25 protein-coding genes are annotated in these 26445 nt (G+C 64.9%); 21 read left to right on the forward strand and 4 right to left on the reverse strand.

The annotated features are described in order from the left end of the window. Positions 1–28 precede the first annotated feature (28 nt). From pqqA to QM712_RS19725, 16 genes are all read left to right on the forward strand, one after another. Positions 29–109 carry a pyrroloquinoline quinone precursor peptide PqqA gene (pqqA, locus tag QM712_RS19650; RefSeq protein WP_045002119.1) on the forward strand — a complete coding sequence of 27 codons (81 nt, stop codon included), beginning with the start codon at positions 29–31 and terminating at the stop codon, positions 107–109. A gap of 117 nt (positions 110–226) precedes the next feature. Continuing rightward, on the forward strand, positions 227–1156 hold the full coding sequence (gene pqqB, locus QM712_RS19655; protein WP_415024790.1) for a pyrroloquinoline quinone biosynthesis protein PqqB: 930 nt from the start codon (positions 227–229) through the stop codon (positions 1154–1156). A gap of 20 nt (positions 1157–1176) precedes the next feature. Beyond that, positions 1177–1932: a pyrroloquinoline-quinone synthase PqqC gene (gene pqqC / locus QM712_RS19660; protein ID WP_415024817.1), complete on the forward strand. Its 756-nt coding sequence runs from the start codon at positions 1177–1179 to the stop codon at positions 1930–1932. Positions 1933–1955: 23 nt separating this feature from the next. Next, positions 1956–2267: a pyrroloquinoline quinone biosynthesis peptide chaperone PqqD gene (pqqD, locus tag QM712_RS19665; RefSeq protein WP_415024791.1), complete on the forward strand. Its 312-nt coding sequence runs from the start codon at positions 1956–1958 to the stop codon at positions 2265–2267. Beyond that, positions 2264–3463: a pyrroloquinoline quinone biosynthesis protein PqqE gene (gene pqqE / locus QM712_RS19670; protein WP_415024792.1), complete on the forward strand. Its 1200-nt coding sequence runs from the start codon at positions 2264–2266 to the stop codon at positions 3461–3463. The genes pqqD and pqqE overlap by 4 nt, the downstream gene beginning before the upstream one ends. Further along, positions 3453–4439, forward strand: coding sequence for a prolyl aminopeptidase (gene pip, locus QM712_RS19675; protein ID WP_415024793.1), 987 nt, complete (start codon positions 3453–3455; stop codon positions 4437–4439). The genes pqqE and pip overlap by 11 nt, the downstream gene beginning before the upstream one ends. Before the next feature lie 154 nt (positions 4440–4593). Then, a complete protein-coding gene (locus tag QM712_RS19680) occupies positions 4594–5271 on the forward strand; it encodes a hypothetical protein (RefSeq protein WP_415024794.1) in 678 nt (225 codons plus the stop codon). A gap of 235 nt (positions 5272–5506) precedes the next feature. Further along, positions 5507–7306 carry an FAD-dependent oxidoreductase gene (locus tag QM712_RS19685; protein ID WP_415024795.1) on the forward strand — a complete coding sequence of 600 codons (1800 nt, stop codon included), beginning with the start codon at positions 5507–5509 and terminating at the stop codon, positions 7304–7306. Next, the gene (locus tag QM712_RS19690; protein ID WP_415024796.1) at positions 7276–9123 is read left to right on the forward strand and encodes a 2-oxoacid:acceptor oxidoreductase subunit alpha; all 1848 of its coding nucleotides are present in this window, start codon (positions 7276–7278) and stop codon (positions 9121–9123) included. Before QM712_RS19685 ends, QM712_RS19690 begins: the two co-directional genes overlap by 31 nt. 163 nt (positions 9124–9286) lie before the next feature. Then, a complete protein-coding gene (locus QM712_RS19695) occupies positions 9287–10342 on the forward strand; it encodes a 2-oxoacid:ferredoxin oxidoreductase subunit beta (protein WP_415024797.1) in 1056 nt (351 codons plus the stop codon). Between the two features lie 106 nt (positions 10343–10448). After that, positions 10449–11069: a hypothetical protein gene (locus QM712_RS19700; RefSeq protein ID WP_415024798.1), complete on the forward strand. Its 621-nt coding sequence runs from the start codon at positions 10449–10451 to the stop codon at positions 11067–11069. 40 nt (positions 11070–11109) lie between these two features. After that, the gene (locus QM712_RS19705; RefSeq protein WP_415024799.1) at positions 11110–11559 is read left to right on the forward strand and encodes a DsrE family protein; all 450 of its coding nucleotides are present in this window, start codon (positions 11110–11112) and stop codon (positions 11557–11559) included. Between the two features lie 527 nt (positions 11560–12086). Continuing rightward, entirely contained in the window at positions 12087–12410 is a 324-nt protein-coding gene (locus QM712_RS19710; RefSeq protein WP_415024800.1) for an ArsR/SmtB family transcription factor, read from the forward strand. Continuing rightward, the gene (locus tag QM712_RS19715; RefSeq protein WP_415024801.1) at positions 12407–12835 is read left to right on the forward strand and encodes an SRPBCC family protein; all 429 of its coding nucleotides are present in this window, start codon (positions 12407–12409) and stop codon (positions 12833–12835) included. The genes QM712_RS19710 and QM712_RS19715 overlap by 4 nt, the downstream gene beginning before the upstream one ends. A gap of 45 nt (positions 12836–12880) precedes the next feature. After that, complete coding sequence (locus tag QM712_RS19720; protein WP_415024802.1) at positions 12881–13087, forward strand: hypothetical protein; 207 nt, start codon at positions 12881–12883, stop codon at positions 13085–13087. Between the two features lie 13 nt (positions 13088–13100). Further along, entirely contained in the window at positions 13101–13538 is a 438-nt protein-coding gene (locus tag QM712_RS19725) for a DUF1801 domain-containing protein (RefSeq protein ID WP_415024803.1), read from the forward strand. Positions 13539–13724: 186 nt separating this feature from the next. Here the strand turns inward: QM712_RS19725 and QM712_RS19730 are convergent, their stop codons facing one another. From QM712_RS19730 to QM712_RS19745, 4 genes are all read right to left on the reverse strand, one after another. After that, entirely contained in the window at positions 13725–15260 is a 1536-nt protein-coding gene (locus QM712_RS19730) for a SpoVR family protein (protein ID WP_415024804.1), read from the reverse strand. Beyond that, positions 15257–16531 (reverse strand): YeaH/YhbH family protein, encoded by a 1275-nt coding sequence (locus QM712_RS19735; RefSeq protein ID WP_415024818.1) that lies wholly within the window; start codon positions 16529–16531, stop codon positions 15257–15259. Before QM712_RS19735 ends, QM712_RS19730 begins: the two co-directional genes overlap by 4 nt. 19 nt (positions 16532–16550) lie before the next feature. Beyond that, positions 16551–18494 (reverse strand): PrkA family serine protein kinase, encoded by a 1944-nt coding sequence (locus tag QM712_RS19740; protein ID WP_415024805.1) that lies wholly within the window; start codon positions 18492–18494, stop codon positions 16551–16553. 299 nt (positions 18495–18793) lie between these two features. Next, on the reverse strand, positions 18794–19414 hold the full coding sequence (locus QM712_RS19745; RefSeq protein WP_415024819.1) for an STM3941 family protein: 621 nt from the start codon (positions 19412–19414) through the stop codon (positions 18794–18796). A gap of 316 nt (positions 19415–19730) precedes the next feature. Here QM712_RS19745 and QM712_RS19750 point away from each other — a divergent pair, with 316 nt between their 5' ends. From QM712_RS19750 to QM712_RS19770, 5 genes are read left to right on the forward strand one after another with little or no spacing between them, the layout of a single operon-like run. Continuing rightward, positions 19731–22580: a bifunctional transaldolase/phosoglucose isomerase gene (locus QM712_RS19750; RefSeq protein ID WP_415024806.1), complete on the forward strand. Its 2850-nt coding sequence runs from the start codon at positions 19731–19733 to the stop codon at positions 22578–22580. 12 nt (positions 22581–22592) lie between these two features. Then, a complete protein-coding gene (gene gnd / locus QM712_RS19755) occupies positions 22593–23591 on the forward strand; it encodes a phosphogluconate dehydrogenase (NAD(+)-dependent, decarboxylating) (protein ID WP_415024807.1) in 999 nt (332 codons plus the stop codon). 53 nt (positions 23592–23644) lie between these two features. Next, a complete protein-coding gene (gene zwf / locus QM712_RS19760; RefSeq protein WP_415024808.1) occupies positions 23645–25156 on the forward strand; it encodes a glucose-6-phosphate dehydrogenase in 1512 nt (503 codons plus the stop codon). After that, positions 25153–25905 (forward strand): 6-phosphogluconolactonase, encoded by a 753-nt coding sequence (gene pgl / locus QM712_RS19765; protein ID WP_415024809.1) that lies wholly within the window; start codon positions 25153–25155, stop codon positions 25903–25905. The genes zwf and pgl overlap by 4 nt, the downstream gene beginning before the upstream one ends. After that, positions 25892–26437, forward strand: a complete 546-nt coding sequence (locus tag QM712_RS19770) for a gluconokinase (protein ID WP_415024810.1) — start codon at positions 25892–25894, stop codon at positions 26435–26437. The genes pgl and QM712_RS19770 overlap by 14 nt, the downstream gene beginning before the upstream one ends. Positions 26438–26445 lie beyond the last annotated feature (8 nt).

The raw sequence follows: 26445 nt of genomic DNA on the forward strand, positions 1-26445 counted from the left end.
TCCGATTTCGCGAATATGGAGAGCCAAGATGGCCTGGAAAACCCCCAAGATCGTCGAAGTGCCCTGTGGCATGGAAATCAACATGTATGTGAGCGCCACCCGCAAGTAAGCGGCCGGCGAATACGCGTTCCGCGCAGGTGGGTCTTCCGGTCACAATAGGTTTCCGGATGACGGATTTCGTGTCGACCGGAGATCCACCGCGCAACGTTCCTCCAGGAGACGGAACATGCTTCGCGTCGTCGTCCTGGGCGCCGCAGCGGGCGGCGGGGTGCCGCAATGGAATTGCGGCTGCGAGGGCTGCCGGGCAGCCCGTGCGAGCGGCCAAGAGCTTCAACGAACCCAGGCCTCGGTCGCCTTCAGCGGCGACGGCGAGCATTGGTTCCTGATCAACGCCTCCCCCGATCTTCGGCAGCAGTTGAACGCGACGCCGCAACTGCATCCCAAGGCCGGCGCGCTGCGCCACACGCCGATCGCCGGGGTGATCCTGACCAACGGCGAAGTGGATGCGGTGGCGGGCCTGCTCTCGATGCGCGAGGGGTCGCCCTTCACGATCTACGCGCACGAGAAGGTGCTGGCGATCCTGAACGGCAACAGCATCTTCAACGTGCTGAACGAGAAGAACGTGCGCCGCCAGCCGATCGGCGTCGGCGAGCCGTTCGAGCCGCGGTTGCCCGATGGCGCGCGCTCCGGACTCGAGGTGCTGCCCTTCGCGGTGCCCGGCAAGTCGGCCTGGTATCTGGAAGGCAGGACTCATCCCGGCGGCGACACCGGCGACGGCGACACGCTCGGCCTGAAGATCACCGACAAGTCGACAGGCCGGAGCTTCTATCTCGTCGCCGCCTGCGCCGAGGTGACCGACGCGCTCAAGGCCGAGATCGACGGCGCGGCACTGGTGTTCTTCGACGGCACGGTGTGGCGCGACGACGAGATGATCAGGGCCGGGCTCGGCCACAAGACCGGCAAGAGCATGGGACATGTCGCGATGTCAGGGGACGACGGCGCGATCGCGCGGCTCGCCGGCCTCGCTATCGACAGGAAGATATTTCTGCATATCAATAATTCGAACCCGGCGCTGCTGCCCGGCTCGATCGAGCGCAAGGCCGCCGAGGACGCGGGCTGGCAGATACCCGCCGACGGAACGGAGATCGAGCTGTGAACGCCGCATCACTGACGGGAATGACCGCGCTCTCGATCGGCAGGGACATCCGGCTCAACTCCGCCGAGGACCTGGAGGCGACGCTGCGCCATATCGGCGCGACCCGCTATCACAGCCTGCATCCGTTCCATAAGCTGCTGCACGGCGGCAAGCTGAACAAGGGCCAGGTGCAGGCGTGGGCGCTGAACCGCTACTATTACCAGAGCACGATCCCGATCAAGGACGCGGTGGTGATCTCGCGTTTCCGCGACCGCGCCACGCGGCTGGAATGGCGCCACCGCATCGAGGACCATGACGGCGACGTCGGCAGCGAGGGCGGCATCGAGCGCTGGCTCAAGCTCACCGAAGGCCTCGGGCTCGACACGGCCTATGTGGAATCGACCGAAGGCATCCTGCCGGCGACGCGCTTCGCTGTGGAGGCCTATGTCCATTACTGCCGCGAGAAGAGCCCGCTGGAGGCGATCGCCTCCTCGCTCACCGAACTGTTCGCGCCGAACCTGCACGAGGAGCGGATCTCGGGGATGCTGGAGCATTACGACTTCGTCAATCCCGACATCATGAGCTACTTCAAGCGGCGGCTGGCGCAGGCGCCCCGCGATGCCGGCTTTGCGCTCGACTACGTCAAGGCGCATGCGAAGACGCCGGAGGAGCGCGCCTCCGTCTGCAACGCGCTGATCTTCAAGACCAACGTGCTGTGGGTGCAGCTCGATGCGCTCCAGCACGCCTATGTCGAAGGCCACATTCCGCCGGGCGCTTTCGTGCCCAAAGACAACTAGAACGGCGAGCCGAGGGACGAGCCATGGCCGGGCCGCGGAACATCAGCGTCAGCGAGGCGAGCCGCCCCGTGCTGCCGCGGCATGCCAAGCTGAAATATGACGAGACGCGACAAGTCTGGGTGATCCTGGCGCCGGAACGGGTGCTGGCGCCGGACGAGATCGCGGTCGAGGTGCTGCAGCTCTGCAACGGCGAGCGCAATGTCGGCGACGTCGCCGACCAGCTCGCGGCGAAATATGCCGCGCCGCGCGAGGCAATCCTCGCCGACGTCATCGGCATGCTGCAGGATCTCGCCGACAAGGGCTTCCTCACGGAGGCCCGGGAGAAGACGCCATGAGCGATCTGCTCGGCAATCCCGTCATCCCGCCCGACGCCAGCGACAGCCTCGCCGTGCTGGAGAAGCAGCGCTCGACGGCCGAGACGTTCGGCATTCCGCTCGCTGTGCTGCTCGAAATCACCCACCGCTGCCCGCTGCAATGCCCCTACTGCTCGAACCCGGTCGAGCTCGACCGCGCGGGCCGCGAACTGACCACCGAGGAGTGGAAGAAGGTGCTGAGCGAGCTCGCCGAGATCGGCGTGCTGCAGGTGCATTTCTCCGGTGGCGAGCCGACGGCGCGCAAGGACCTCGTCGAGCTGGTCAAGCACGCCAGCGACGTCGGCCTCTACACCAACCTTATCACCTCGGCCGTGCTGCTGACGCGCGACAGGCTGAGCGATCTCGCCGATGCCGGGCTCTGCCACGTGCAGATCAGTTTCCAGGGCATCGAGGAAAGCCTCTCCGATCGCGTCGCCGGCTACAAGGGCGCCCATCGCAAAAAGCTCGACGTCGCCAAATGGACGCGCGAACTCGACCTGCCGCTGACGGTGAACGCGGTGATGCACCGGCAGAACCTGCATCAGCTTCCCGACATCATCCAGATGGCGGTCGATCTCGACGCCGACCGGCTCGAGGTCGCCAATGTGCAATATTACGGCTGGGCGCTGAAGAACCGCGCCGCGCTGATGCCGACGGTCGCGCAGCTCGACGCCTGCACGCGCGTCGTCGAGGACGCGCGCGAGCGGCTGAAGGGCACGCTCGCGATCGACTACGTCGTGCCCGACTATTACGCGCTGCGGCCGAAGAAATGCATGGGCGGCTGGGGCCGGCAGTTCTTCAACATCTCGCCCGCGGGCAAGGTGCTGCCCTGCCACGCCGCCGAGAGCATCACCGGGCTCGACTTCGAATCCGTGCGCTCGAACCATTCGATCGCCTGGATCTGGCAGAACTCCGATGCGTTCAACCGCTATCGCGGCACCGGCTGGATGAAGGAGCCGTGCAAGTCCTGCGAATTCCGCGAGATCGACTTCGGCGGCTGCCGCTGCCAGGCGTTCGCGCTGACGGGCGATGCCGCCAACACCGATCCGGCCTGCGCGCTGTCGCCGCTGCACGAGACCATCTTCAAGCAGGCCGAGCGCGAGGCGGAGGGAGAAACCAGCCGCTTCCTCTACCGCAACTTCGCCGGCGGCACTCTGGAATCCGAGAATGGTGCCTGACGCCGACGCGGCCGCATCCGCCAAACGTGCCGATCCCTTCGCTCCGCTGACCTCCGAAATGCTCGACGTCGGGGACGGCCACGAGCTCCATGTCGAGAGCGTCGGCCGCGCCGGCGGCATTCCCGCCATCTATCTGCATGGCGGCCCCGGCAGCGGCTGCCAGCCCGATCATCGCCGGCTGTTCGATCCCGAGCGTTTCCACGCCGTGCTGTTCGACCAGCGCGGCTGCGGGCGCAGCCGCCCGAAAGGATCGCGCGAGCACAACACGACGCAGCACCTGATCGCGGACATGGAGAAGATCCGCGCAAGGTTCGGCTTCGATCGCTGGATCGTGGTCGGCGGCTCCTGGGGCGCGACGCTGGCGCTGGCGTACGCGCAGGCGCATCCCGAACATGTCTCGGGCATCGCGTTGCGCGCGACCTTTCTCGGCACGCGGGCCGAAGTCGAGACGGCCTTCACATCGCGCCTGGCGCAATTCTATCCGGCGCTCCACCAGGATTTCCTGAGCGTGCTACCGGAGGAGGAGCGCGCGCGGCCGGTGGAGGCCTACTACCGGCGCATCCTCGACGCCGACCCGGCCGTGCACGGCGGCGCCGCCCGGGCCTGGCACGATGTCGAGCGCACCTTGTCCGAGCACAAGCCGGCGAAGACGCGGCTCGACCTCGCCTCGCTCAACGTGTGGCGCACCCTGCCCGCGACGCCCTTCATGGAGGCGCATTATTTCGCCCACGACAGCTTCATGACCGAACACCAGCTGTTGCGGAATGCCGGCCGGCTCGCCGGCATTCCCGGCATCATCGTGCAGGGCCGCTACGACCTGTTGTGCCCGCCCGAGACGTCGCAGGCGCTCGCGAAGGCCTGGCCGGATTCCGAGATCCGCATCGTGGAAGAAGCCGGACATTCGCTCTATGATGCCGGCGTGAGGGACGCCGTCATGAAATCGATCGCCGACATCGGATCGAAAGCCGCGCGCTAGACTTATTCCTCATCCCGAGGGGTGCTCCAAACGGAGCGCGTCTCGAAAGGCAAGACGCCGGGACGTAGCTGGGGGCCTTCATGGTTCGAGCCGCCGCGTTGCGCGGCTCTTCATCGTGAAGAGCTGGAATGCGCAAGGGAAGGACAACAAGAAAATGCCGCTCGCCGGAACAGGCATGCTGATGACGTCGATGAATATCGACGCAGCCGACGAAGCCGACTTCAACCGCTGGTACGATCGCGAACACCTGGAAGAGCGCGTCGCCATCGACGGCTTCCTCGAAGCGCGACGCTATGTCGCGTACGCTGCCGATCCCAAATATCTCTCGCTGTACTCGACCACGACGCTCGACGTGCTCGACAGTCCCGCCTACCGAGCGCGGCTCGCCAATCAGACCGAATGGTCGCGGCGCAGCATGGCGCATTTCAAGAACATGCTGCGCGTGGTCGCGCGCATCACCATCAGCAAGGGCACCGGCCGCGGCGCCGCGCTCGGCGTGGTGCGGTTGCGGCCCGCGCCCGACAACGCCGCACCGTGGCGTGATGCACTGCAAGAAAAGCTGGCGCCGGAAAAGCGCGACGGCATCATCTCCATGCATTTGCTCGAGAGCGAGCCGGAATTGTCCGGCGCAACGGCGGATATTCCGGCGGTGCGCAACGAAGGCGCGCGCGACTGGTTCGTGCTGATCGACGGCACGCATGTCGGTGCGGTCTCCGCCGTCATCGCCGAGCGCTTCACCGGGCCTGCTGCATCACCCTTCCCGCTGCCTGTTTCCGTCGGCACCTACAGCCTGATGTGGGACCTCGCGAAGAGCGACATCGCGCACGACTGACGCGGCCATCCGCAATGCAACATGCTGCACCGCCGCATCGCACGCGGCCGTTAATGCTGTGCGCGCGCGGCTCCCATGAAAGGCGGTGATCGCGAAAATTTGCCGTTGTACTTCGGAACGGTTCTAATAAGCTAACCCAATGACGTCATTCAGAAACCAGATCGACGCGCGTTAAGCGTCCGACAAGCTCAAGAAAAGGCCGCCGGGTCTTTGAGCCTGTGCGGACAGGGTAGGAATGAAACCGACCGATATTGCGGCCCCCGACTACTTTCACAAAGTGGTCGATTGCCAATGGGCCTGTCCCGCGCACACCCCGGTTCCCGAATACATCCGACTGATCGCACAAGGCCGCTACAGCGACGCCTACATGATCAATTGGAAATCGAACGTGTTTCCCGGAATCCTGGGACGCACCTGCGATCGTCCATGCGAGCCGGCGTGCCGGCGCGGACGCGTCGAGGAAAATCCGGTGGCGATCTGCCGCCTCAAGCGCGTCGCCGCCGATTTCAAGGACGACATCAGGCAGCGCCTGCCGCGCCCTTCGCCGAAGAACGGCAAGCGCATCGCACTGGTCGGCGGCGGTCCCGCATCGCTGACCGTGGCGCGCGACCTGGCGCCGCTCGGCTATCACTGCACCGTGTTCGATGCCGATCCGGAAGCCGGCGGCATGATGCGCACGCAGATCCCGAAATTCCGCCTGCCCAATTCGGTGATCGACGAGGAGACGGGCTACATCCTCAATCTCGGCGTCGAGTTCAAGGGTGGCCACCGCATCGACAGCATGAAGTCGCTGCTCGCGGAGAAGTTCGACGCGATCTTCGTCGGCTCCGGCGCGCCGCGCGGCCGTGAGCTCGACATTCCCGGCCGCAAGGAGGCCGCGGGCAACATCCACATCGGCATCGAGTGGCTGGCCTCGGTCTCGTTCGGCCACACCGACAAGATCGGCAAGCGCGTGATCGTGCTCGGCGGCGGCAACACCGCGATGGACTGCTGCCGTACCGCGCGCCGCCTCGGCGGCGAAGACGTCAAGGTGGTTGTGCGTTCCGGCTTCGAGGAGATGAAGGCCTCGCCCTGGGAGAAGGAAGACGCGCTTCACGAGGACATTCCGATCCTCAATTTCCTCGTCCCCGTCGCCTTCGTCCACGACGCCGGCAAGCTCACCGGCATCACCTTCCAGAAGGTGAAGGCCGAGTATGACGCCAAGGGCCGTCGCAACCTCGTTCCGTCCGGCGAGCCCGACCAGACCATCGAATGCGACGACGTCCTGGTCGCTGTCGGTCAGGAGAACGCGTTTCCATGGATCGAGCAGGATTGCGGCATCGAATTCGACAAATGGCACATGCCCAAAGTCGATACGAAGACGTTCGTATCGACCAATCCGAAGGTGTTCTTCGGCGGCGACGCCGCATTCGGGCCGAAGAACATCATCTGGGCGGTCGCGCACGGCCACGACGCCGCGCTGTCGATCCACAAGATGCTCTCGGGCGAGGACATCAGCGAGCGTCCGCTGCCGGAGGTGCACGTCTCCTCGCAGAAGATGGGCATCCACGAATGGAGCTATGACAACGACATCTCCAACGACAAGCGCTTCAAGGTGCCGCATCGCGACAAGGTGATCGCGCTGAAGGACATCCGCGCCGAGGTCGAGCTCGGCTACGACGTCAAGCTGGCGCTGGGCGAAGCCGAGCGCTGCCTGAACTGCGACGTGCAGACCGTGTTCTCGACGTCGCTCTGCATCGAATGCGATGCCTGCGTCGACATCTGCCCGATGGATTGCATCACCTTCACGAACAACGGGGAGGAAAGCGATCTGCGCGAGCGCCTGAAGGCGCCCTCGCCGCATCCGGACCAGGATCTCTACGTCTCCAGCGACCTCAAGACCGGTCGCGTGATGGTGAAGGACGAGGACGTCTGCCTGCATTGCGGGCTGTGCGCCGAGCGTTGTCCCACCGGCGCGTGGGACATGCAGAAATATTTCATCGAAATGACGCACGCAGGATCATCATGTCCGACAAAAAGCCGCTCAGCAGCGTAAACGACTTCGTCGTCCGCTTCGCCAACGTCAACGGCTCGGGGTCGGCCAGCGCCAACGAAATGTTCGCGCGCGCGATCCTGCGCCACGGCGTCCCGGTGTCCCCGCGCAACATCTTCCCCTCCAACATCCAGGGCCTGCCGACCTGGTATGAGGTACGGGTCACGGAAGACGGCCACCTCGGCGCCCGTGGCGGCGTCGACATGATGGTGGCGATGAACCCGCAGACCTGGGACAAGGATGTCGCCGGCATCGAGCCGGGCGGCTATCTCTTCTACGATTCCACCAAGCCGATGCCGTCGACGAAATTCCGCGACGACATCACCGTGATCGGCGTGCCTCTCACCGCCATCACCAACTCGACCTACACCGATCCGCGCCAGCGCCAGCTGTTCAAGAACATCATCTATCTGGGCAGCCTCTCGGCGCTACTCGACATGGACCCGAAGCTGATCGAGCAGTTGATCGGCGAGCAGTACAAGGGCAAGGAGAAGCTCCTGTCCTCGAACGTCCATGCGCTGCATCTCGGCCGCGACTGGGCGCTGCAGAACTTGAAATGCCCGATCGGGCTGCGCATCAGGAAGTCCGACAAGGTCGGCGACCGCATCTTCATCGAGGGCAACAGCGCTGCCGCGCTCGGCGCCGTCTATGGCGGCGCGACGGTGTGCGCCTGGTATCCGATCACGCCGTCCTCGTCGGTCGCGGAAGCCTTCACCAGCCATTGCAAGAAGTACCGGCACGACCCGGAGACGGGGAAGGCGAAATACGCGATCGTCCAGGGTGAGGACGAGCTGGCCTCGATCGGTATCGTGATCGGCGCCTCCTGGAACGGCGCCCGCGCCTTCACCGCGACCTCCGGCCCCGGCATCTCCCTGATGACCGAGTTCATCGGCCTGTCCTACTTCGCCGAGATCCCGGCCGTGATCATGAACATCCAGCGCGCCGGCCCCTCCACGGGCATGCCGACCCGCACCCAGCAATGCGACATCATCGCCTGCGCCTATGCCTCGCATGGCGACACCAAGCATGTGCTGCTGTTCCCCGAGGATCCGGCCGAAGCCTTCGAGTTCGCCGCCGCCGCCTTCGATCTGGCCGAGCGACTGCAGACCACGATCTTCCTGATGCTGGACCTCGACATCGGCATGAATCACCGGCTCTGCCGGCCGCTGAAATGGGATGATGCCAAGCAGTATGACCGCGGCAAGGTGATGACCGCGGAGATGCTGGACGAGGGCCGCGATTTCGGCCGCTATCTCGACGTCGACGGCGACGGCATTCCCTATCGCACCTATCCCGGCACGCACCCGACCAAGGGCTCCTACTTCACGCGCGGCACCTCGCGAGACCGCTATGCGCGCTACTCCGAGGAAGGCTCGGTCTACGCCGACAACATGCAGCGCCTGGTCCGCAAGTTCGAGACCGCTCAGGATCTCGTGCCGCGGCCGCTGCAGGCCAATGCGGAACGGCCGACGAAATACGGCGTGATCTATTTCGGCTCGACCTCGCCCGCGATGGACGAAGCGATCGGCCTGCTGGAGGCGCGCGGGCATCAGCTCGATCGCCTGCGCATCCGCGCCTTTCCGTTCCACTCGAGCGTGGCGAGCTTCCTCGCCGAGCACGACTTCGTCTACGTCGTCGAGCAGAACCGCGACAGCCAGCTCCGCCAGCTCATCGTCAACGAGAACGGCATCGATCCGGTCCGCCTCGTGCCGATCGTGCATTACGACGGCACCCCGATCACCGCGCGCTATATCGCCAAGGCCATCGGCGACCACCAGGATCACCTCAAGGTGACACCGCTCCGCAAGGCGGTGTCATGACCGATACTTCGCTCCCATCGTCCTGCCCGGGCATGGCCGTTCGAGGAACGGCGTCGTTTCCGCTCGCCCGTGCCAGGGCTTCCACGTCTTCCTTTCCCGCCGGCAGGACGTTGCCGGCCGGGACACGCCCGGACATCACGGGCCTGGAATCGCAGGTGCTCCGATGACCTACATTGCCAAGCCGAAATTCCATCATCCCGGGCTGAAGAAGAACGACCTCGGCTACACCCACCGCGACTACGAGGGCAAGATATCGACGCTGTGCGCCGGCTGCGGCCACGATTCGATCACGGCCTCGATCATCGAAGCCTGCTACGAGCTCTCGATCGAGCCGCACCGGGTGGCGAAGATCTCCGGCATCGGCTGCTCGTCGAAGACGCCGGACTATTTCCTCGGCAATTCGCACGGCTTCAACTCCGTGCACGGGCGCATGCCCAGCGTGCTGACCGGCGCCAACCTCGCCAACCGCGACCTGATCTATCTCGGCGTCTCCGGCGACGGCGATTCCGCATCGATCGGCTTCGGCCAGTTCGCGCATTCGATCCGGCGCGGCGTCAACATGACCTACATCGTCGAGAACAACGGCGTCTACGGCCTGACCAAGGGCCAGTTCTCGGCGACCGCCGATCGCGGCTCGAAGTCCAAGAAGGGCGTCACCAACACCGACAACGCGATCGACCTCGTCGCGATCGCGCTGCAGCTGGGGGCCACCTTCGTCGCGCGCTCGTTCTCCGGCGACAAGACCCAGCTCGTGCCGCTGATCGCGGCCGCGATCCGCCACAAGGGCGCGTCCTTCATCGACGTCATCAGCCCCTGTATCGCCTTCAACAACCATGCCGGCTCGACCAAGAGCTTCGACTATGTCCGCGAACACAACGACGCGGTGAACCGGCTCGACGTGCTGGTCGGCCGCGATCCGATCGCGGTCGACTATGCGCCGGGCACGGTGCAGGTCGTCGAACAGCATGACGGCAGCAAGATCGCCTTGCGCAAGATCGACGCCGACTACGATCCGCACGACCGGCTCGGCGCCCAGACGTTCCTTGCCAAGCATGCCGCCAAGGGACAGATCGTCACCGGGCTGCTCTATGTCGATCCCGACGCGGAAGACATGCATGAGCACCTCAACACGGTCGCGACGCCGCTCAACACGCTGGAAGCTGACACGCTGTGCCCGGGCTCGACTGTGCTGGACAAGATCAACGCCAGCCTGCGTTGACGACGCCAGAGGCTTGAACGCACCTCCTCCGGCTTGCGACTAACGGCAGACCGGGCCGCATCGTCCATCGCGGCCCTCGATTGTCGCTTTCGCATCCGGTGCGCTCATGAAGCTTGCCCTGCTCCTGCCGCTTGTCCTTGCCAGCGCCATCGGCGCTGCCCGGGCCGACGAGGCCGACAACATCCGCGCGGCGAACAAGGCCGAGGGCGAAACCTTCTCGGCGCGCATCTATGCGGGCACGCCCGGCGACAAGGCCTATGCCTGCTTCGTCCGCCGCTACGATGCGGCGCATCTGGCGCGGCATCCGAAGCAGAAGGTGGCTTCGATGAAGCTGCTGGTCTGGGCGGAACGCGACACGGAGGACAAGCAGCTCCACAATTCCTTCCGGCTCGGGTTCAGATATCGGCACCGCTCCGGCGATTTCGAGTCCGGCGGCTCGTGCAACCACGTCGTGTTCACCAGGGACGGCGACGAGGTTCGCCTCGGCTGCGGCGTCGATTGCGAGGGCGGCAGCCTCGGCATCGCGCTCGCGCATGACGACGGATCGGCCATCGTGCGGCTTGCGCAGATCAGGGTGTGGCAGAACAACAAACCGGACGAAGAGGCCACCGGCTCGCTGGAGGCCGGCGCCGACGACGGCATGTTCCGTCTCGACCGCACCGACGTCAGCGCGTGCGCCTCGCTCGCAAGCGACAGCGAGGAACTCGCCGCGCTGCGCCACAAGTGATATGGGTGCAGCCAAGCCAGGGGCCGTCGAGGAGATCGCCATGAACCGCCGCAACATCCTGTGGAGCACTGTATCGGCCCTGGGCGCCGCGCTCGCCGCCACGCGCGCGAAGGCTGCGACCGAGGCCACAGCGCCCGGCAAGCTGAAGGTCGTCTACCATCTCAGCGACGCCGAGAAGGTCAATTTCGTGCTCGGCAACATCCAGAACCATATCGACGGCGTCGGCGGACCCGACCATGTCACGATCGCGCTGGTGATCCACGGGCCCGCGCTCAAGGCGTTTCACGCGGCGCAGGCCAATCCCGACATCAGCAGGCGGGTCGGCGACTTCAGCAAGGACGGCATCGAGCTCGCGGCCTGCGGCAACACGATGAAGGCACAGAGCATCACGCTTGCGGATCTGCTGCCCGGTTTCGTCAGCGCGGAGAAAGGCGGCGTGGTCCGCCTCGCCGAGTTGCAGTCGCAGGGCTATCTTTACTTGCGGCCGTAGGGTTCGCGAGGCGCGTGGCAAATCGCAGCCACGGTCTCGTCATTGCGAGCGAAGCGAAGCCATCAAGATTGCTTCGCGGATACAGACTGGATTGCTTCGTCGCTCCGCTCCTCGCAATGACGCTGGCGGGGGAGCGTGGACGTTCGGGAGATTGCCGGACGTGCTCGGCCTGCATGGTTCGAGACGCCCGCCTGCGGCGGGCTCCTCACCATGAGGGTTCGAGATACCGCGAAACCACGCCTCATCCTGAGGGCCCGCCGCAGGCGGACATCTCGAAGGATGGCCGCAGGCGAAACGCTCGCCGCAGTTCTCGCTCGGACAGTCGTCATGACTGCCTGAAGTGAAGCGCTCGATACTTCCCAATTAGAAAGAACCCTCACCCGGCGCGATATGCCGACCTCTGCCACAAGGTGGAGGAGACCGCGGATGCCCTTCGGCTCCTGAACCGGAAATCTTCGATCGCGCTTGACACATCCATAACTCTACGGTTATGCATTTATCCATAACCTCTGAGTTATGGATCTCTCATGTCCGCCGCCCACGATCTGCTGTTCCGGACGCTCGCCGACCCCACTCGCCGGGCACTCTTCGAGCGGCTCTGCCGCGAAGGCGAGCAGACGGTCGGGGCACTGACGGCGCGGTCCGGCGTTTCCCAGCCGGCGGTCTCGAAACATCTCGGCGCGCTGAAGCAGGCCGGGCTGGTGCGCGATCGCCACGAAGGACGACAGACGCACTACAGCGCGCAGCCGGCCGCGCTCGATCCGCTGCTCGACTGGACCAGCCAGATGGCCGGGTTCTGGCAGAACCGGCTCGACGCACTCGACGATCTCTTGAAGAGGATGGACCAATGAACGAAGCAGCCGAGACCCGCTCCGTGGTCATCGAACGCGAATTCGCTCATCCGCCCGAGCGGATCTGGCGCGCGCTGACGCAGCCGCATCTGATCGAGGAATGGCTGATGAAGAACGACTTCAAGCCGGCGGTCGGCCATCGCTTCAATCTTCGCGGCGAATGGGGCGGCGTGCTGGATTGCGAGGTGCTCACGCTCGAGCCGCAGCGGACGCTGGCCTACACATGGAATTTCTCGCATGAGGACGCGGCGTTCGACCTGAAGAGCGTGGTGACGTTCACGCTGACGCCGGCCGGCGCAGGCACGCATCTGCGGGTGGAACAAGCCGGTTTCAGTCCGACGCAGAAGCAGGCCTATGGCGGCGCGCATGCCGGCTGGAAGCAATTCTTGGGAAAGCTGGACGAACTGCTGGCGCGAGCCGAGTAGTCCGGCCGCCGCCGTCCGTCCCGATCATTTACGAAGGAGACCTCAATGAGCTCGAACGTCCGGATCCGGCAGCTGCACCGCTGGCTGTCGATCGCCTTCACGCTCGCCGTCGTCGCCAACATCGTCGCCATGACGATGCAGGTCCAGGCGAGCTGGATCGGCTTCCTGGCACTCGTGCCGCTGATCCCGCTGCTCGCGACCGGGCTCTACCTGTTCGCGCTGCCCTATGCCGGCCGCCGCAGCAACGCGTGAACGAGGCAAGATCATGAAGAAGGCCACGACCGCAAAAAAGACCGTCGCGAAGGACGCGGGCGCAGCTTCGCCCTCCAAGCTGATCGACGGCCGGATCAAGGAGCTCGGCGACTGGCGCGGCGAGATGCTGAAGCGAATCCGCGGCCTGATCAGGGAAGCCGATCCCGATGTCGTCGAGGAATGGAAGTGGCGCGGCGTCCCGGTGTGGGAGCACGACGGCATCATCTGCACCGGCGAGACTTACAAGGCCGTCGTGAAAATGACCTTCGCCAAGGGCGCCGCGCTGGATGATCCGGCCGGCCTGTTCAATGCGAGTCTCGACGGCAATGTCCGGCGCGCGATCGATTTTCCCGAGGGCGCCAGGATCGACGAGAAGGCGTTGAAGGCGCTCATTCGCGCGGCCGTCGCGCTGAATGCGGCGAAGAAGAAGCCGGCCAAACGCTCCGCATAGAACACCTGGCCCAGGGATGAATGCCGTTCTCCCCTTGCGGGAGAAGGTGGCGCGAAGCGCCGGATGAGAGGTCTGCATCGACACAGGATGCGCGGAGAGATACGCCTCACCACGGTTTGTGTTGACCGGCGTCGCGGCCCTCTCCCCCATGGGGCGAGAGCACATCGACCCGTACCGTCAGTGGTCTCAGGCGGCGGCCGGGATCGGACGCGGGCTCACAACGTATTCCCGCAGGACCTTGTCGTTGGCATCGACCTCGATCAGCGCGACGTCGTAGGTCCAGAGATCGGCGAGATGCTGGAGCACACGCTTGGCGTCGGTCTCGTTGAGCTGGCATCCCTTGATGACGCGGTGATGCAGGATCAGCCGGCGGTCGCCTGAGAGATCGACATCGACCACCTCGATATTGGCGTCGATGAAACCGACGTCATGCTGCCGCGCCAGCTCGCGCCGCACGCGGCGGAAACCGCGCTCGTCGTGGATCGCATCGACGCGGATGCCGGCCCGCTCCTCGGGGTCGTCATGCAGATGGAACATGCGGAAGTGCCGCATCAGCTTCGGGCTCAGGAATTGGCCGATGAAGCTCTCGTCACGGTAGTTGGCCCAGACGTCGCGGAGCACGCCCATCACGTCGCCCTTGCCGGCAATGTCCGGAAACCACTCGCGATCCTCGTCTTCCGGCCGGGCGACGATGCGCTCGATGTCCTGCATCACGGCGAAGCCGAGCGCATAGGGATTGAAGCCGGAGAAGCGCTGGTCGTCGAATTCGGGCTGGAACACCACGTTCGTGTGCGACTGCAGGAACTCGAGGAAATTGCCGTCGCTGATGCGACCCTGCTCGTGCAGCTTGCTCATGATGCGGTAATGAACGTAGGTCGCTGTCCCCTCGTTCATCACCTTGGTCTGGCTCTGCGGATAGAAATATTGCGCGATGTGGCGGACGATGCGCAGGAGCTCGCGCTGCCACGGCGCCAGCCGCGGCGCGCTCTTCTCCAGGAAATAGAGCAGGTTTTCCTGAGGCAGGCCGAGCAGCTTGCGGCGCCGCTCGATGGTGAGCGCGGAACGGCTCTTGGCCGCGCCCTTGGGCACGGTGCGCCAGAGGTCGTTGAAGACTTCCTCCTCGTGCTGGCGGCGGCGCCCCGCCCGCTTCTCCTCGGCGCGCAGGTCCAGCTTCTTCTTGCCGGGATAGCGGTCGATGCCGTGCGACATCAGCGCATGCGCGGCATCGAGCGTGCGCTCGACCTCGCTGCGGCCGTAGCGCTCCTCGCAGCTCGCGACGTAGTTCTTGGCGAAGTCGAGATAGTCGAGGATGCCGTCGGCATCGGTCCACTGCTTGAACAGATAATTGTTCTTGAAGAAGTGGTTGTGGCCGAACGCGGCGTGCGCGATCACCAGCGTCTGCATGGTCGCCGTGTTCTCCTCCATCAGGTAGGAGATGCAGGGCGAGGAGTTGATCACGATCTCGTAGGCGAGCCCCATCAGGCCCTTTCGGTAGGACGCCTCGTGGAACGCGAAGTGCTTGCCGAACGACCAGTGCTTGTAGAACAGCGGCATGCCGACGGACGAATAGGCATCCAGCATCTGCTCCGCGGTGATGACCTCGATCTGGTTCGGATAGACGTCGAGTCCGAGATCGTTCTTCGCCACCGTCTCGCAGGCGTCGTGGATGCGCTGCAAGGTGTGGAAATCCCAATCGGCGCCTTCGAACAAGCGTTCCGTCATGGAGCGGCTTTCTCCTGGGTTTCGCGGCGCTGGAACAGGTCATGGAACACCGGGAAGATCTCGCTGCGCTCGCTGACCTTGCGCATCGAGAGCGGCGCGCCGCTGGTGCGCAGCCGCTCATAGAGCGTCCAGAGCGAGGAGTCGGAGAGGTCGAAGGCGCTGCCGCCGGTCTCGCCGACCTCGAGATAGGCAAAGAACTGGCAGACCGGCAGGATCTTCTCGGTCAGCAGCAGGCCGGTGAGCTCGCCGTCGGAATAGGAGTTGTCGCCGTCGGAGGCCTGGGCGGCGTAGATGTTCCAGTCCGACGGATTGAAGCGCTCGCGCACGATCTCGTGCATCGCCTGGAGCGCGCTGGAGACCAGCGTGCCGCCGGACGCGGGACCGTAGAAGAAGGTCTGCTCGTCCACCTCCTCGGCGCGATCGGTGTGGCGGATGAACACGATCTCGACGTGCTTGTAGCGGCGCTTCAGGAACACGTAGAGGAGCATGTAGAAGCGCTTGGCGAGATCCTTCATGTGCTCGGACATCGAGCCCGACACGTCCATCAGGCAGAACATCACGGCCTGTGCCACCGGCCGCGGCACCGTCTCGAAGCGGCGGTAGCGGATGTCGAGCGGATCGATGAAGGGAATGCGCTTGGACTTGGCCTTCAGTTTCTCGAGCTTGTCGACGAGCTCGGCGCGCACGTCCTCGTCGGTGCACGCGGCGATCTCGGCCTCCAGCTCCTCGATCTCGCTCTTGCGCGGACGCCGGAGCGCGATGCGGCGCGCCAGCGCGAGCTGCACCGTCCGGCTCACCGAGATGTTGGCGGGCGAACCGGAGGTGGTGTAGCCGGCGCGCTGGACGCCTTCGCTCTCGGTCTGCGCGATCTTGCGCTTGGCAAGATCGGGAAGTTCGAGATCGTCGAGAAAGAGATCGACGAACTCGTCGCGGCTCAGGACGAAGCGGAAGGCATCCTCGCTGTCGCCCTCGCCCGGACCGGAATCCTTGGCGCTACCCTGGCCGGAGCGCTGCAGATAATCGCCCTCGACGAACTTCTTGTTGCCGGGCAGCACCATGTCGCGCGTGCCGCCCTCGCGACGGAAGCGCGGCTCGTGCATGCCGTCGAGGGGGATGGTGACCTCTCCACCCTCCAGGACGTCCTTGATGTCGCGTTCCTGCGAGGTCTTCTTGACGGCGCCCTGCACCAGGGACTTGGCCCGACGCAAGAACCGCTGCCGGTTCTCAAGACTCTTGCCGCCTGGATTCAGGCGCCTGTCAATGATGTGAATGGCCACTTTCGCATCCGCCTCAACCGGCTTGCTTCACTCGCATGTACCACTCGACGAGCCGGCGAACCTGACGCTCGGTGTAGCCGCGCTCCACCATGCGTGCGACGAACTCGCCGTGTTTCTTCTCCGTCTCGCCGTCCTTCTTCGATCCGAACGAGATGACCGGAAGCAGGTCCTCGACCTGGGAGAATATCCGCTTTTCGATCACGTCGCGAATCTTCTCGTAGGACGTCCAGGTCGGATTCTTGCCACCGTTCTGTGCCCGTGAACGTAACGAAAATTTGACGACCTCGTTGCGGAAGTCCTTGGGGTTGGCGATGCCGGCCGGCTTCTCGATCTTGGTCAGCTCCTGGTTCAGGAGTTCGCGATCGAGCAGCTGTCCCGTATCGGGATCCTTGAAGTCCTGGTCCTCGATCCAGGCGTCGGCGTAATCGACGTAGCGGTCGAACAGGTTCTGGCCGTAATCCGAGTAGGATTCGAGATAGGCCTTCTGGATCTCGTTGCCGATGAACTCGGCATAGCGTGGAGCAAGCTCGGCCTTGATGAATTCGAGATAGCGCTTCTCGACTTCCTCGGGGAGCTGCTCGCGCCGGATCGATTGTTCCAGCGCGTACATCAGGTGCACGGCGTCGGCGGCGACTTCCTGCGGATCGTGGTTGAAGGTCGCAGCCAGGATCTTGAAGGCGAAGCGCGTCGAGACGCCGTCCATGCCCTCGTCGACACCGGCGGCATCACGATATTCCTGCACGCTGCGCGCCTTCGGATCGGATTCCTTCAGGCTTTCACCATCGTAGACCCGCATCTTGCCGAACAGCGTGGAGTTCTCGTGCTTGCGCAGGCGCGACATCACCGAGAAGCGCGCCAGCGTCTCCAGCGTCGAGGGCGCGCAAGGCGCCGCCGCGAGCTCGGAACCCTGGATCAGCTTCTCGTAGATCTTCTGCTCCTCCGTGACCCTGAGGCAGTACGGCACCTTGATCACGCAGATGCGGTCGATGAAGGCCTCGTTGTTCTTGTTGGACTTGAAGCTCGCCCACTCGGCTTCGTTCGAGTGCGCCAGGATGATGCCGGTGAACGGGATCGCGCCGATGTTCTCGGTGCCGATGTAGTTGCCTTCCTGCGTCGCGGTGAGCAGGGGATGCAACATCTTGATCGGCGCCTTGAACATCTCGACGAACTCGAGCACGCCCTGATTGGCGCGGTTGAGGCCGCCGGAATAGCTGTAGGCGTCGGGGTCGTTCTGCGCGTAGGTCTCGAGCTTGCGGATATCGACCTTGCCGACGAGCGAGGAGATGTCCTGGTTGTTCTCGTCACCGGGTTCGGTCTTGGCAATCGCGATCTGGCGCAGCCGCGACGGCTGGATCTTGGCGACGCGGAACTGCGAGATGTCGCCGCCGAAGGCTTCCAGCCGCTTGTAGCACCATGGGCTCATCAGCCCGGTGAGACGGCGGCGCGGAATGCCGTACTTCTCTTCGAGCATCGGACCGAGTTGATCGGGATCGAACAGGCTGAGCGGGCTTTCGAACACGGGCGAGAGTTCGTCGCCGGCCTTGAGCACGTAGATCGGATGCACTTCCATCAGCGACTTCAGCCGCTCGGCGAGCGATGATTTGCCGCCGCCGACCGGACCGAGCAGGTAGAGGATCTGCTTGCGCTCTTCGAGCCCCTGCGCGGCGTGGCGGAAGAAGCCGACGATCCGTTCGATGGTCTCTTCCATGCCGTAGAAGCCGGCGAAGGCCGGATAGGTGCGTATCGTGCGGTTCAAAAAGATACGGCCAAGGCGTGGGTCCTTGGCCGTGTCAATCGTCTGGGGATCACCGATCGCCGCTAGTAGTCGTTCCGCCGCATTGGCGTATTTCATGGGATCGCTTCGACACGACTCCAGATATTCCGCCATCGACATGTCGTGCTGGCTTCTCGCCTCGAACGACCGAGCGAAAGCGTTGAATAGAGAATCGTTGTACATGATCCCTCTCCGCGTGAGTTCCGCCACACAAGCTGAAACGAAAGCAGTTACCGGACCGTTCCTCAGGCCGTTTCGAATCAGCGTGAGCACATGACGATCATTGGACACCCTGGCGCCATCTAGACGCAACGCACAACGTAGGCATTCGGGTGAGTTACGAACAGGCACATGCCTGTTATTTATGCGAATCTACACCAGTATTCGCTAATTTCCAGCACATGTCGCCTCGTCGCAACATCCGGGCATTACCGGGGATAGGTCATCCGGCACCGCAACATAGCCGCCGTCGGGCGGCAGCTTTATGACGCTTGTGCGGCCAAGCCTTGCGCGCCGTGATCGCGGTCTCGCCGCAATGCGGTGCGTGAATCGTCGGCAGCATGACAGTCGCGGCAGGCGCGCAGCAACGTGTCGACGTCCATCGTCAGCCCCTCGGCCCTGACGATGATGCGGTGCGGCTGCGTGCCGCGCGACATGATGCAGGGGAGCAGACGCTGCAGGGCCGGCGTCGGCGTCAGCACAATCACTTTATGGCCGCGGCATTCCTCAGCCGAAATCTCCGCAATCGAGTCCCACAGCAGAAATTCGTTGCCGAGGCGGAGATCACGGATGCCGTAGGGCGTGACGACCACCACCGGTCCCCGTTCGGCCGGCAGCATCCAGATCAGCCAGCAGGTCACCAGGCTGAACACGACGACGCTGGCGTAGCCCACCGCCGTATCGTGGTCGACGATGCCGTCCCACCAGTTGAAGGCGAGGCTCGCGCTGAGCAAAGTCATCGCGAAGCCCACCGCGACCAGCAGCCGCAGATGCGCGGCACAGTGACAGATTTCAAGATCGTGAGAGGCATCGATGATGACGGCAGGTGTGGCCGCCGGCCGGTCGTCAGTCGCCGGAACGTGACCATCGGGACCTGCGCGCATATCTTTCCCCGGCACGGCCCGTCTGATCGAGCCAATCAACACGTCGCGTCAGGCGGATCAGAACCCGCCGACGGCACTCCGCGCAGTGGCAGGCTGACGTTACGCCAGGGGACTTCGGCCGAACAGTGCCGGGCCGATGACTTTTACGCAACACGGCACTTGCCGCCTGGATCACTCTGATCGCGACGGAGTTACCCTTGGGGGTATGACGTCCATGCCCTTGATTGGTTCCCTCCCGGGAGCATGTCAGCTAGAAAGTGGGTCCGTCAGGACCGGGGCTGGACGCCTCGCCCGCAGGCTTGGAGACAAACAAATCATGAATCCCGTCAAAGAACTGGAAAAGCACGGACAAGCCGTCTGGCTGGACTTCCTCGCCCGCGGCTTCATCGCCAAAGGCGATCTGAAGCGGCTGATCGACACCGACGGCGTCAAGGGCGTCACGTCCAACCCGTCGATCTTCGAGAAGGCGATCGGCAGCTCGGACGAATACGACGCTCCGATCGGCAAGGCGCTCAAGCGCGGCGACCGGACCGTGGCCGAGTTGTTCGAGACCGTCGCGGTCGAAGACATCCAGAACGCCGCCGACGTGCTGCGCCCGGTCTATGATCGCCTCAAGGGACAGGACGGTTTCGTCAGCCTCGAAGTGTCGCCCTACCTGGCGATGGACACCGCGGGCACGGTCGCGGAGGCGCGGCGGCTCTGGAAGGACGTCAACCGCAAGAACCTGATGGTGAAGGTGCCAGCGACGCACGAAGGCCTGCCCGCGATCGAGCAGCTCATCGGCGAGGGCATCAGCATCAACATCACGCTGCTGTTCTCGAAGGCGGTCTATCTTCAGGTCGCTGAAGCCTATCTCTCGGGTCTGGAAAAATATGTCGCGGGCGGCGGCGACCCGTCGCACGTCGCGAGCGTGGCGAGCTTCTTCGTCAGCCGTATCGACAGCATGGTCGACAAGCAGCTCGACGAGAAGATCGCCCGCGCCAACGATCCCAGCGAGAAGGAGCGGCTCGCTGCGCTCAAGGGCAAGGTCGCGATCGCCAACGCCAAGCTCGCCTACCAGGATTACAAGCGGCTGTTCTCCGGCCCGCGCTGGGAGAAGCTCGCCGCCAAGGGGGCCAGGCCGCAGCGCATGCTGTGGGCCTCCACCGGCACCAAGAACAAGGATTACAGCGACGTCCTCTACGTCGAGGAACTGATCGGCCCCGACACCATCAACACCGTGCCGCCGGCGACGCTCGACGCGTTCCGCGATCACGGCAAGCCGCGCGACAGCCTGGAAGAGAACGTCGACGACGCGCGGCACGTGCTGGACGAACTGGAGCGCTCCGGCGTCTCGCTCGACGCCATCACCGAGGAGCTCGTCAAGGACGGCGTCAAGCAGTTCGCCGACGCCGCCGACAAGCTCTATGGCGCGGTCGCCCACAAGCGCGCCACCGTGCTAGGCCCCGCACTCGATCGCCAGCAGCTCTCGCTGGGGGACGGGCTCGGCAAGGCCGTGGCCAAGGGCACCGAGGAATGGCGCGCATCGGCAAAGATCCGCAGGCTGTGGCAGCGTGACAAATCGGTCTGGACCGGCGCGGACGAGGACAAATGGCTCGGCTGGCTCGACAGCGCGGCGAAGGCCGACGTCGCCGATTACGAGGACTATGCGAGCCGCGTGAAGGGCCAGAAATTCTCGGACGCCGTCGTGCTCGGCATGGGCGGATCGAGCCTCGGCCCCGAAGTGCTTGCGGAGACCTTCGCTCGGAAGCCGGGCTTCCCGAAGCTGCACGTGCTGGATTCCACCGATCCGGCGCAGGTGCGGGCGATGGAAGACCGGATCGACATCGCCAACACCGTGTTCATCGTGTCCAGCAAGTCCGGCGGTACCACCGAGCCGAACGCGATGAAGGACTATTTCCACGAGCGCGTCGCGAAGGCGGTCGGGCCGAAGGTGAAGACCGGCCATCGTTTCATCGCGGTGACCGATCCCGGCTCGTCGCTGGAGAAGGCGGCCAAGAAGCTCAACTATGCCCGCATCTTCTACGGCGAGCCTTCGATCGGCGGACGCTACTCGGTGCTCTCGCCATTCGGCCTCGTGCCGGCGGCGACCGCCGGCATCGATGTCAAGACCTTCATCAGGCATGCGCTTGCGATGGCGCGCTCCTGCGGACCGGACGTGCCGCCGAACGAGAATCCCGGCGTGCAGCTCGGGCTTGCCATGGGCCTCGCCGGCCTCGAAGGGCGCGACAAGGTGACGATCCTGTCGTCGAAGAAGATCGCCGATTTCGGCGCGTGGGCCGAACAGCTGATCGCGGAATCGACCGGCAAGGAGGGCAAGGGGCTGATCCCGATCGCCGGCGAGCCGCTGGGCGATCCCTCCGTCTACGGCAACGACCGCTTCTTCATCGACATCCGCACCGAAGGCGAAGCGGACGCCGCCCACGACTCGCAGCTTGCTGCGATCGAAGCGGCCGGCCATCCCGTCGTGCGCATCGTCATGAAGTCGATCGAGCATATCGGCCAGGAGTTCTTCCGCTTCGAGATGGCGACCGCCGTGGCGGGCAGCATCCTTGGCATCAACCCGTTCGACCAGCCGGACGTGGAAGCAGCCAAGATCAAGACCCGCGAGCTGACGTCGGCCTACGAAAAGACCGGCACCCTGCCCGAGGAGCGGCCGGTGGTCAGCACCGCGGAAGCCGACCTCTACACCGACGAACACAACGCCGCCGCGTTGCGCTCGATGGGCGCCAATGGCGACCTCACCTCCTGGCTCAGGGCCCATATCACGCGCTCGCGGCGCGGCGATTATTTCGCCCTGCTCGGCTACATCGCGCGCGACAAGGCCACGATCGAGGCGCTGCAGGAGATGCGGACCGCCGTGCTCGAGAAGCGGCATCTGGCGACCGCAGCCGAGTTCGGCCCGCGCTTCCTGCACTCGACGGGCCAGGCCTACAAGGGCGGGCCCGACAGCGGCGTGTTCCTCCAGATCACCGCCGACGATGCCAAGGATCTGGCCGTGCCCGGCCAGAAGGCCAGCTTCGGCGTGATCAAGGCCGCGCAGGCGCGCGGCGATTTCGACGTGCTCACCGAACGCGGCCGGCGCGCGCTCCGCGTGCACCTGAAGGGCGGGCTCAAGAAGGGCCTCGCGGCCCTCAACGCCGCGCTCACCGACGCACTGAACTAGGAGAACATCCCAATGCAACTCGGCATGATCGGGCTCGGCCGGATGGGCGGCAACATCGTTCGCCGGCTGATGCGTCACGGCCATTCAACCGTGGTCTACGACAAGGACGCCAAGGCCGTCGCCGGCCTCGCCGCGGACGGCGCACAGGGTTCGGCGACACTGGAGGAGTTCATCGCCAAGCTGGAGCGGCCGCGCGCCGCCTGGGTGATGCTGCCGGCCGGCCACATCACCGAGACCACGATCGAGACGATCGCGGGCGTGATGCAGGCCGGCGACGTCATCATCGACGGCGGCAACACCTTCTGGCAGCACGACGTCCGCCGCGGCAAGGCGCTGAAGGAGCGCGGCATCCACTATGTCGATGTCGGCACCTCGGGCGGCGTCTGGGGGCTCGACCGCGGCTATTGCATGATGATCGGCGGCGACAAGGCGGTGGTCGACCGCCTCGACCCGATCTTCGCCGCGCTCGCGCCCGGCGCCGGCGACATTCCCCGGACGCCGGGGCGCGACGGCCGCGATCCCCGCATCGAGCAGGGCTACATCCATGCCGGCCCGGTCGGCGCCGGCCATTTCGTCAAGATGATCCACAACGGCATCGAATACGGCCTGATGCAGGCCTATGCCGAAGGGTTCGACATCCTCCAGAACGCCAGCGTCGACGCGCTGCCGGCGGATCATCGCTTCGATTTCAATCTCCCCGACATCGCCGAGGTGTGGCGGCGCGGCAGCGTGATCCCGTCCTGGCTGCTCGATCTCACCTCCACCGCGCTCGCCGACAACCCGACGCTGTCGGAATATTCCGGTTTCGTGGAGGATTCCGGCGAAGGCCGCTGGACCGTGAACGCGGCCATCGACGAGGCCGTGCCGGCAGAGGTCCTGACGGCGGCGCTCTATGCACGTTTCCGTTCCCGCAAGGAACACACCTTCGCCGAAAAGATTCTCTCCGCGATGCGCGCGGGTTTCGGCGGCCACAAGGAGCCGAAGCAGCCGGACGCAGCCAAGCCCAAGTGAGCTGTTCGAACAGGCAGATCACGCAAGCGTAACCAAGCGAAGGTCCATCGTTCGTGACAAAAGACCCCCAGCCGCAGCGCAAGCCGGAAAATTGCGCCTTCGTCATCTTCGGCGTGACCGGTGACCTCACTCACCGCCTGGTGATTCCCTCGCTCTACAATCTCGCGGCCGAGAACCTCTTGCCCGAGAAGTTCTGCGTCGTCGGCGTGGCCCGCAACGGCATGTCGGACGACGAGCTGCGCGACAGCCTGATGAAGGGACTGCGCGAGTTCGCGACGCGCCCCGTGGACGACGTCGTCGCCCGCCAGCTTCTGCAATGCGTCACCTTCGTCGAGGCCGATCCGAAGGACCCGCCGTCCTTCGATCGCCTGCGCGAACATCTCGACTCGCTCGAATGCGCGCAAGGCACCGGCGGCAACCGGCTATTCTATCTCGCGACGCCGCCCGCCGCATTCGCGCCGACCGCGCGCGAGCTCGGCCGCACCGGAATGATGAAGGAAAACGGCACCTGGCGCCGGCTCGTGGTCGAAAAGCCGTTCGGTACCGACCTGTCGTCGGCGCGGGCGCTGAATGCCGAACTGCTGAAGATCATGGACGAGCACCAGATCTATCGGATCGACCACTATCTCGGCAAGGAGACGGTGCAGAACATCCTGGTGCTGCGCTTTGCCAACGGCATGTTCGAGCCGATCTGGAATCGCAACCACATCGACCACATCCAGATCACGGTCGAGGAGAAGCTCGGCGTCGGCCATCGCGGCGGCTTCTACGACGCCACCGGCGCGCTGCGCGACATGGTGCCGAACCATCTGTTCCAGTTGATGTCGCTGGTCGCGATGGAGCCGCCGGCTCGTTTCGACGCGCATTCGGTTCGCTCGGAAAAGGCCGAGGTCCTGACTGCGATCCAGCAGCCCAGCGAGCAGGAAGCCCTGCATAGCTCGGTGCGCGCGCAATACCTCGCCGGTCGCATCGGCGATGACGAGATCCCCGATTACCGCGAGACCGAGGACGTCAAGGCCGGCAGCACCACCGAAACCTATGTCGCGCTGAAGCTGATGATCGACAATTGGCGCTGGGCCGGCGTGCCGTTCTACCTGCGCACCGGCAAGGCGCTGGCGCACAAGCGCACGGAAGTCGCGATCAAGTTCAAGCAGGCGCCGCTGTCCATGTTCAGCGGGACCACCGTGGACCGGCTGTCGCAGAACTTCCTCACCATCGGCATCGCGCCGACGGAAACGATCGAGCTTCAGTTCAACGCCAAGATTCCCGGACCAAGCATCAACATCGACGGCGTCGAGATGAAGTTCCGTTACGGCGACTATTTCAGGGCCGATCCCAGCACCGGCTACGAGACGCTGATCTACGACTGCATGATCGGCGACAACATCCTGTTCCAGCGCGCCGATGGCGTCGAGGCCGGATGGCAGGCGGTGCAGCCGTTCCTGGACGCCTGGAAGAAGGCGGGCTCCAACGGCATCGAGACCTACCGCGCCGGGACCGACGGTCCGGCCTGCGCCGACGAACTGCTCCGGCGCGACGGGCGAAGCTGGCGAAAATTCTCATGAGCGCCGCGGCCAACCAGCCGGAGCTGATCATCGTGGCCGACGCCGAGGCGCTCGCCCGCGCCGCGGCCGAACGGGTGATGGCGCGGATCGCGGCCAATACGGAGCGCGTCGCGATCTGCCTCACCGGCGGCTCGAGCCCGAAGCAACTCTATCAACTGCTCGGAAGCGACGCCTATCGGGGCAGGATTCCATGGGACCGGGTGCACTGGTTCATCGGCGACGAACGCGTCGTGCCCGAGACCGATCCGCTCAACAACATGACGGTCGCGCGCACGATCTTCCTCGATCGCTGCGCGCCGCCGGGCCACGTCCATCCGATCCCGACCAGGGCCGCAGATCCCGATCAGGGCGCTGTAGCCTATGCGCGCGAACTGCAGGCCTTCTACGGCTCCGGCAAGCTCGACCCGGCACGGCCGCTGTTCGACCTCGTCCTGATGGGCGCGGGCCCGGACGGCCACACCGCCTCGCTCTTTCCAGGCTATCCCGCGATCGAGGAGACCGAGCGCTGGGTGGTCGGGGTCCCGACCGCCAACGTCGCGCCGTTCGTGCCGCGGATCTCGCTCACTTTGCCCGCGCTGGCCTCCTGCCGCGAAATGCTGTTCGAGATCGCCGGGCACGACAAGCAACCGATCTTGACGCGCCTCCTCAATGGCGAGAATCTGCCGGCCTTGCGCGCGCGCTCGAATGGCGAGACCGTCTGGCTGATCGACCAGGCCGCGCTTCCGGAGGGATTTCGTGGCGGGCGTTGAAGCACCTTGTGCGTTGATCGTGATGGGCGTCTCGGGTTCGGGCAAGAGCACCGTCGCGGAGGCGCTCGGCGAGCGGCTCGGCTGGCGCTTCGAGGACGGCGACAGCTTTCACCCCGCCAGCAATGTCGCAAAAATGAAAGCGGGCCACCCGCTCACCGACGAGGACCGCTGGCCCTGGCTCAACGCCATCGCCGACGAGATCGCCCGGGTGTGCGAGGCCGGCGAACACGTCATCATCGCCTGTTCGGCCTTGAAGCATGCCTATCGCGACGTGCTGCTGCGCGGCCGCGACGACGTCAGCTTCGTGTTCCTGAGGGGCACGAAGGAGCTGATCGCAGCCCGCCTCGCGCAGCGCAAGGGGCACTTCATGCCGCCCGAGCTGCTGACCAGCCAGTTCAACACGCTGGAGCCGCCGGAGTCGAGCGAGCATGTGATCACCGTTTCGATCGACGAGTCCGTCGAGGCGATCGTCGACGGTGTGGTGCGGCAGTTGAAATTCGGCGGTCCGCAACGCAAGGCCCTGAAAACCTAAGGTGCTGC

It is taken from the genome of Bradyrhizobium sp., from assembly GCF_047605465.1.
In the GTDB taxonomy this organism is placed as follows: domain Bacteria; phylum Pseudomonadota; class Alphaproteobacteria; order Rhizobiales; family Xanthobacteraceae; genus Bradyrhizobium.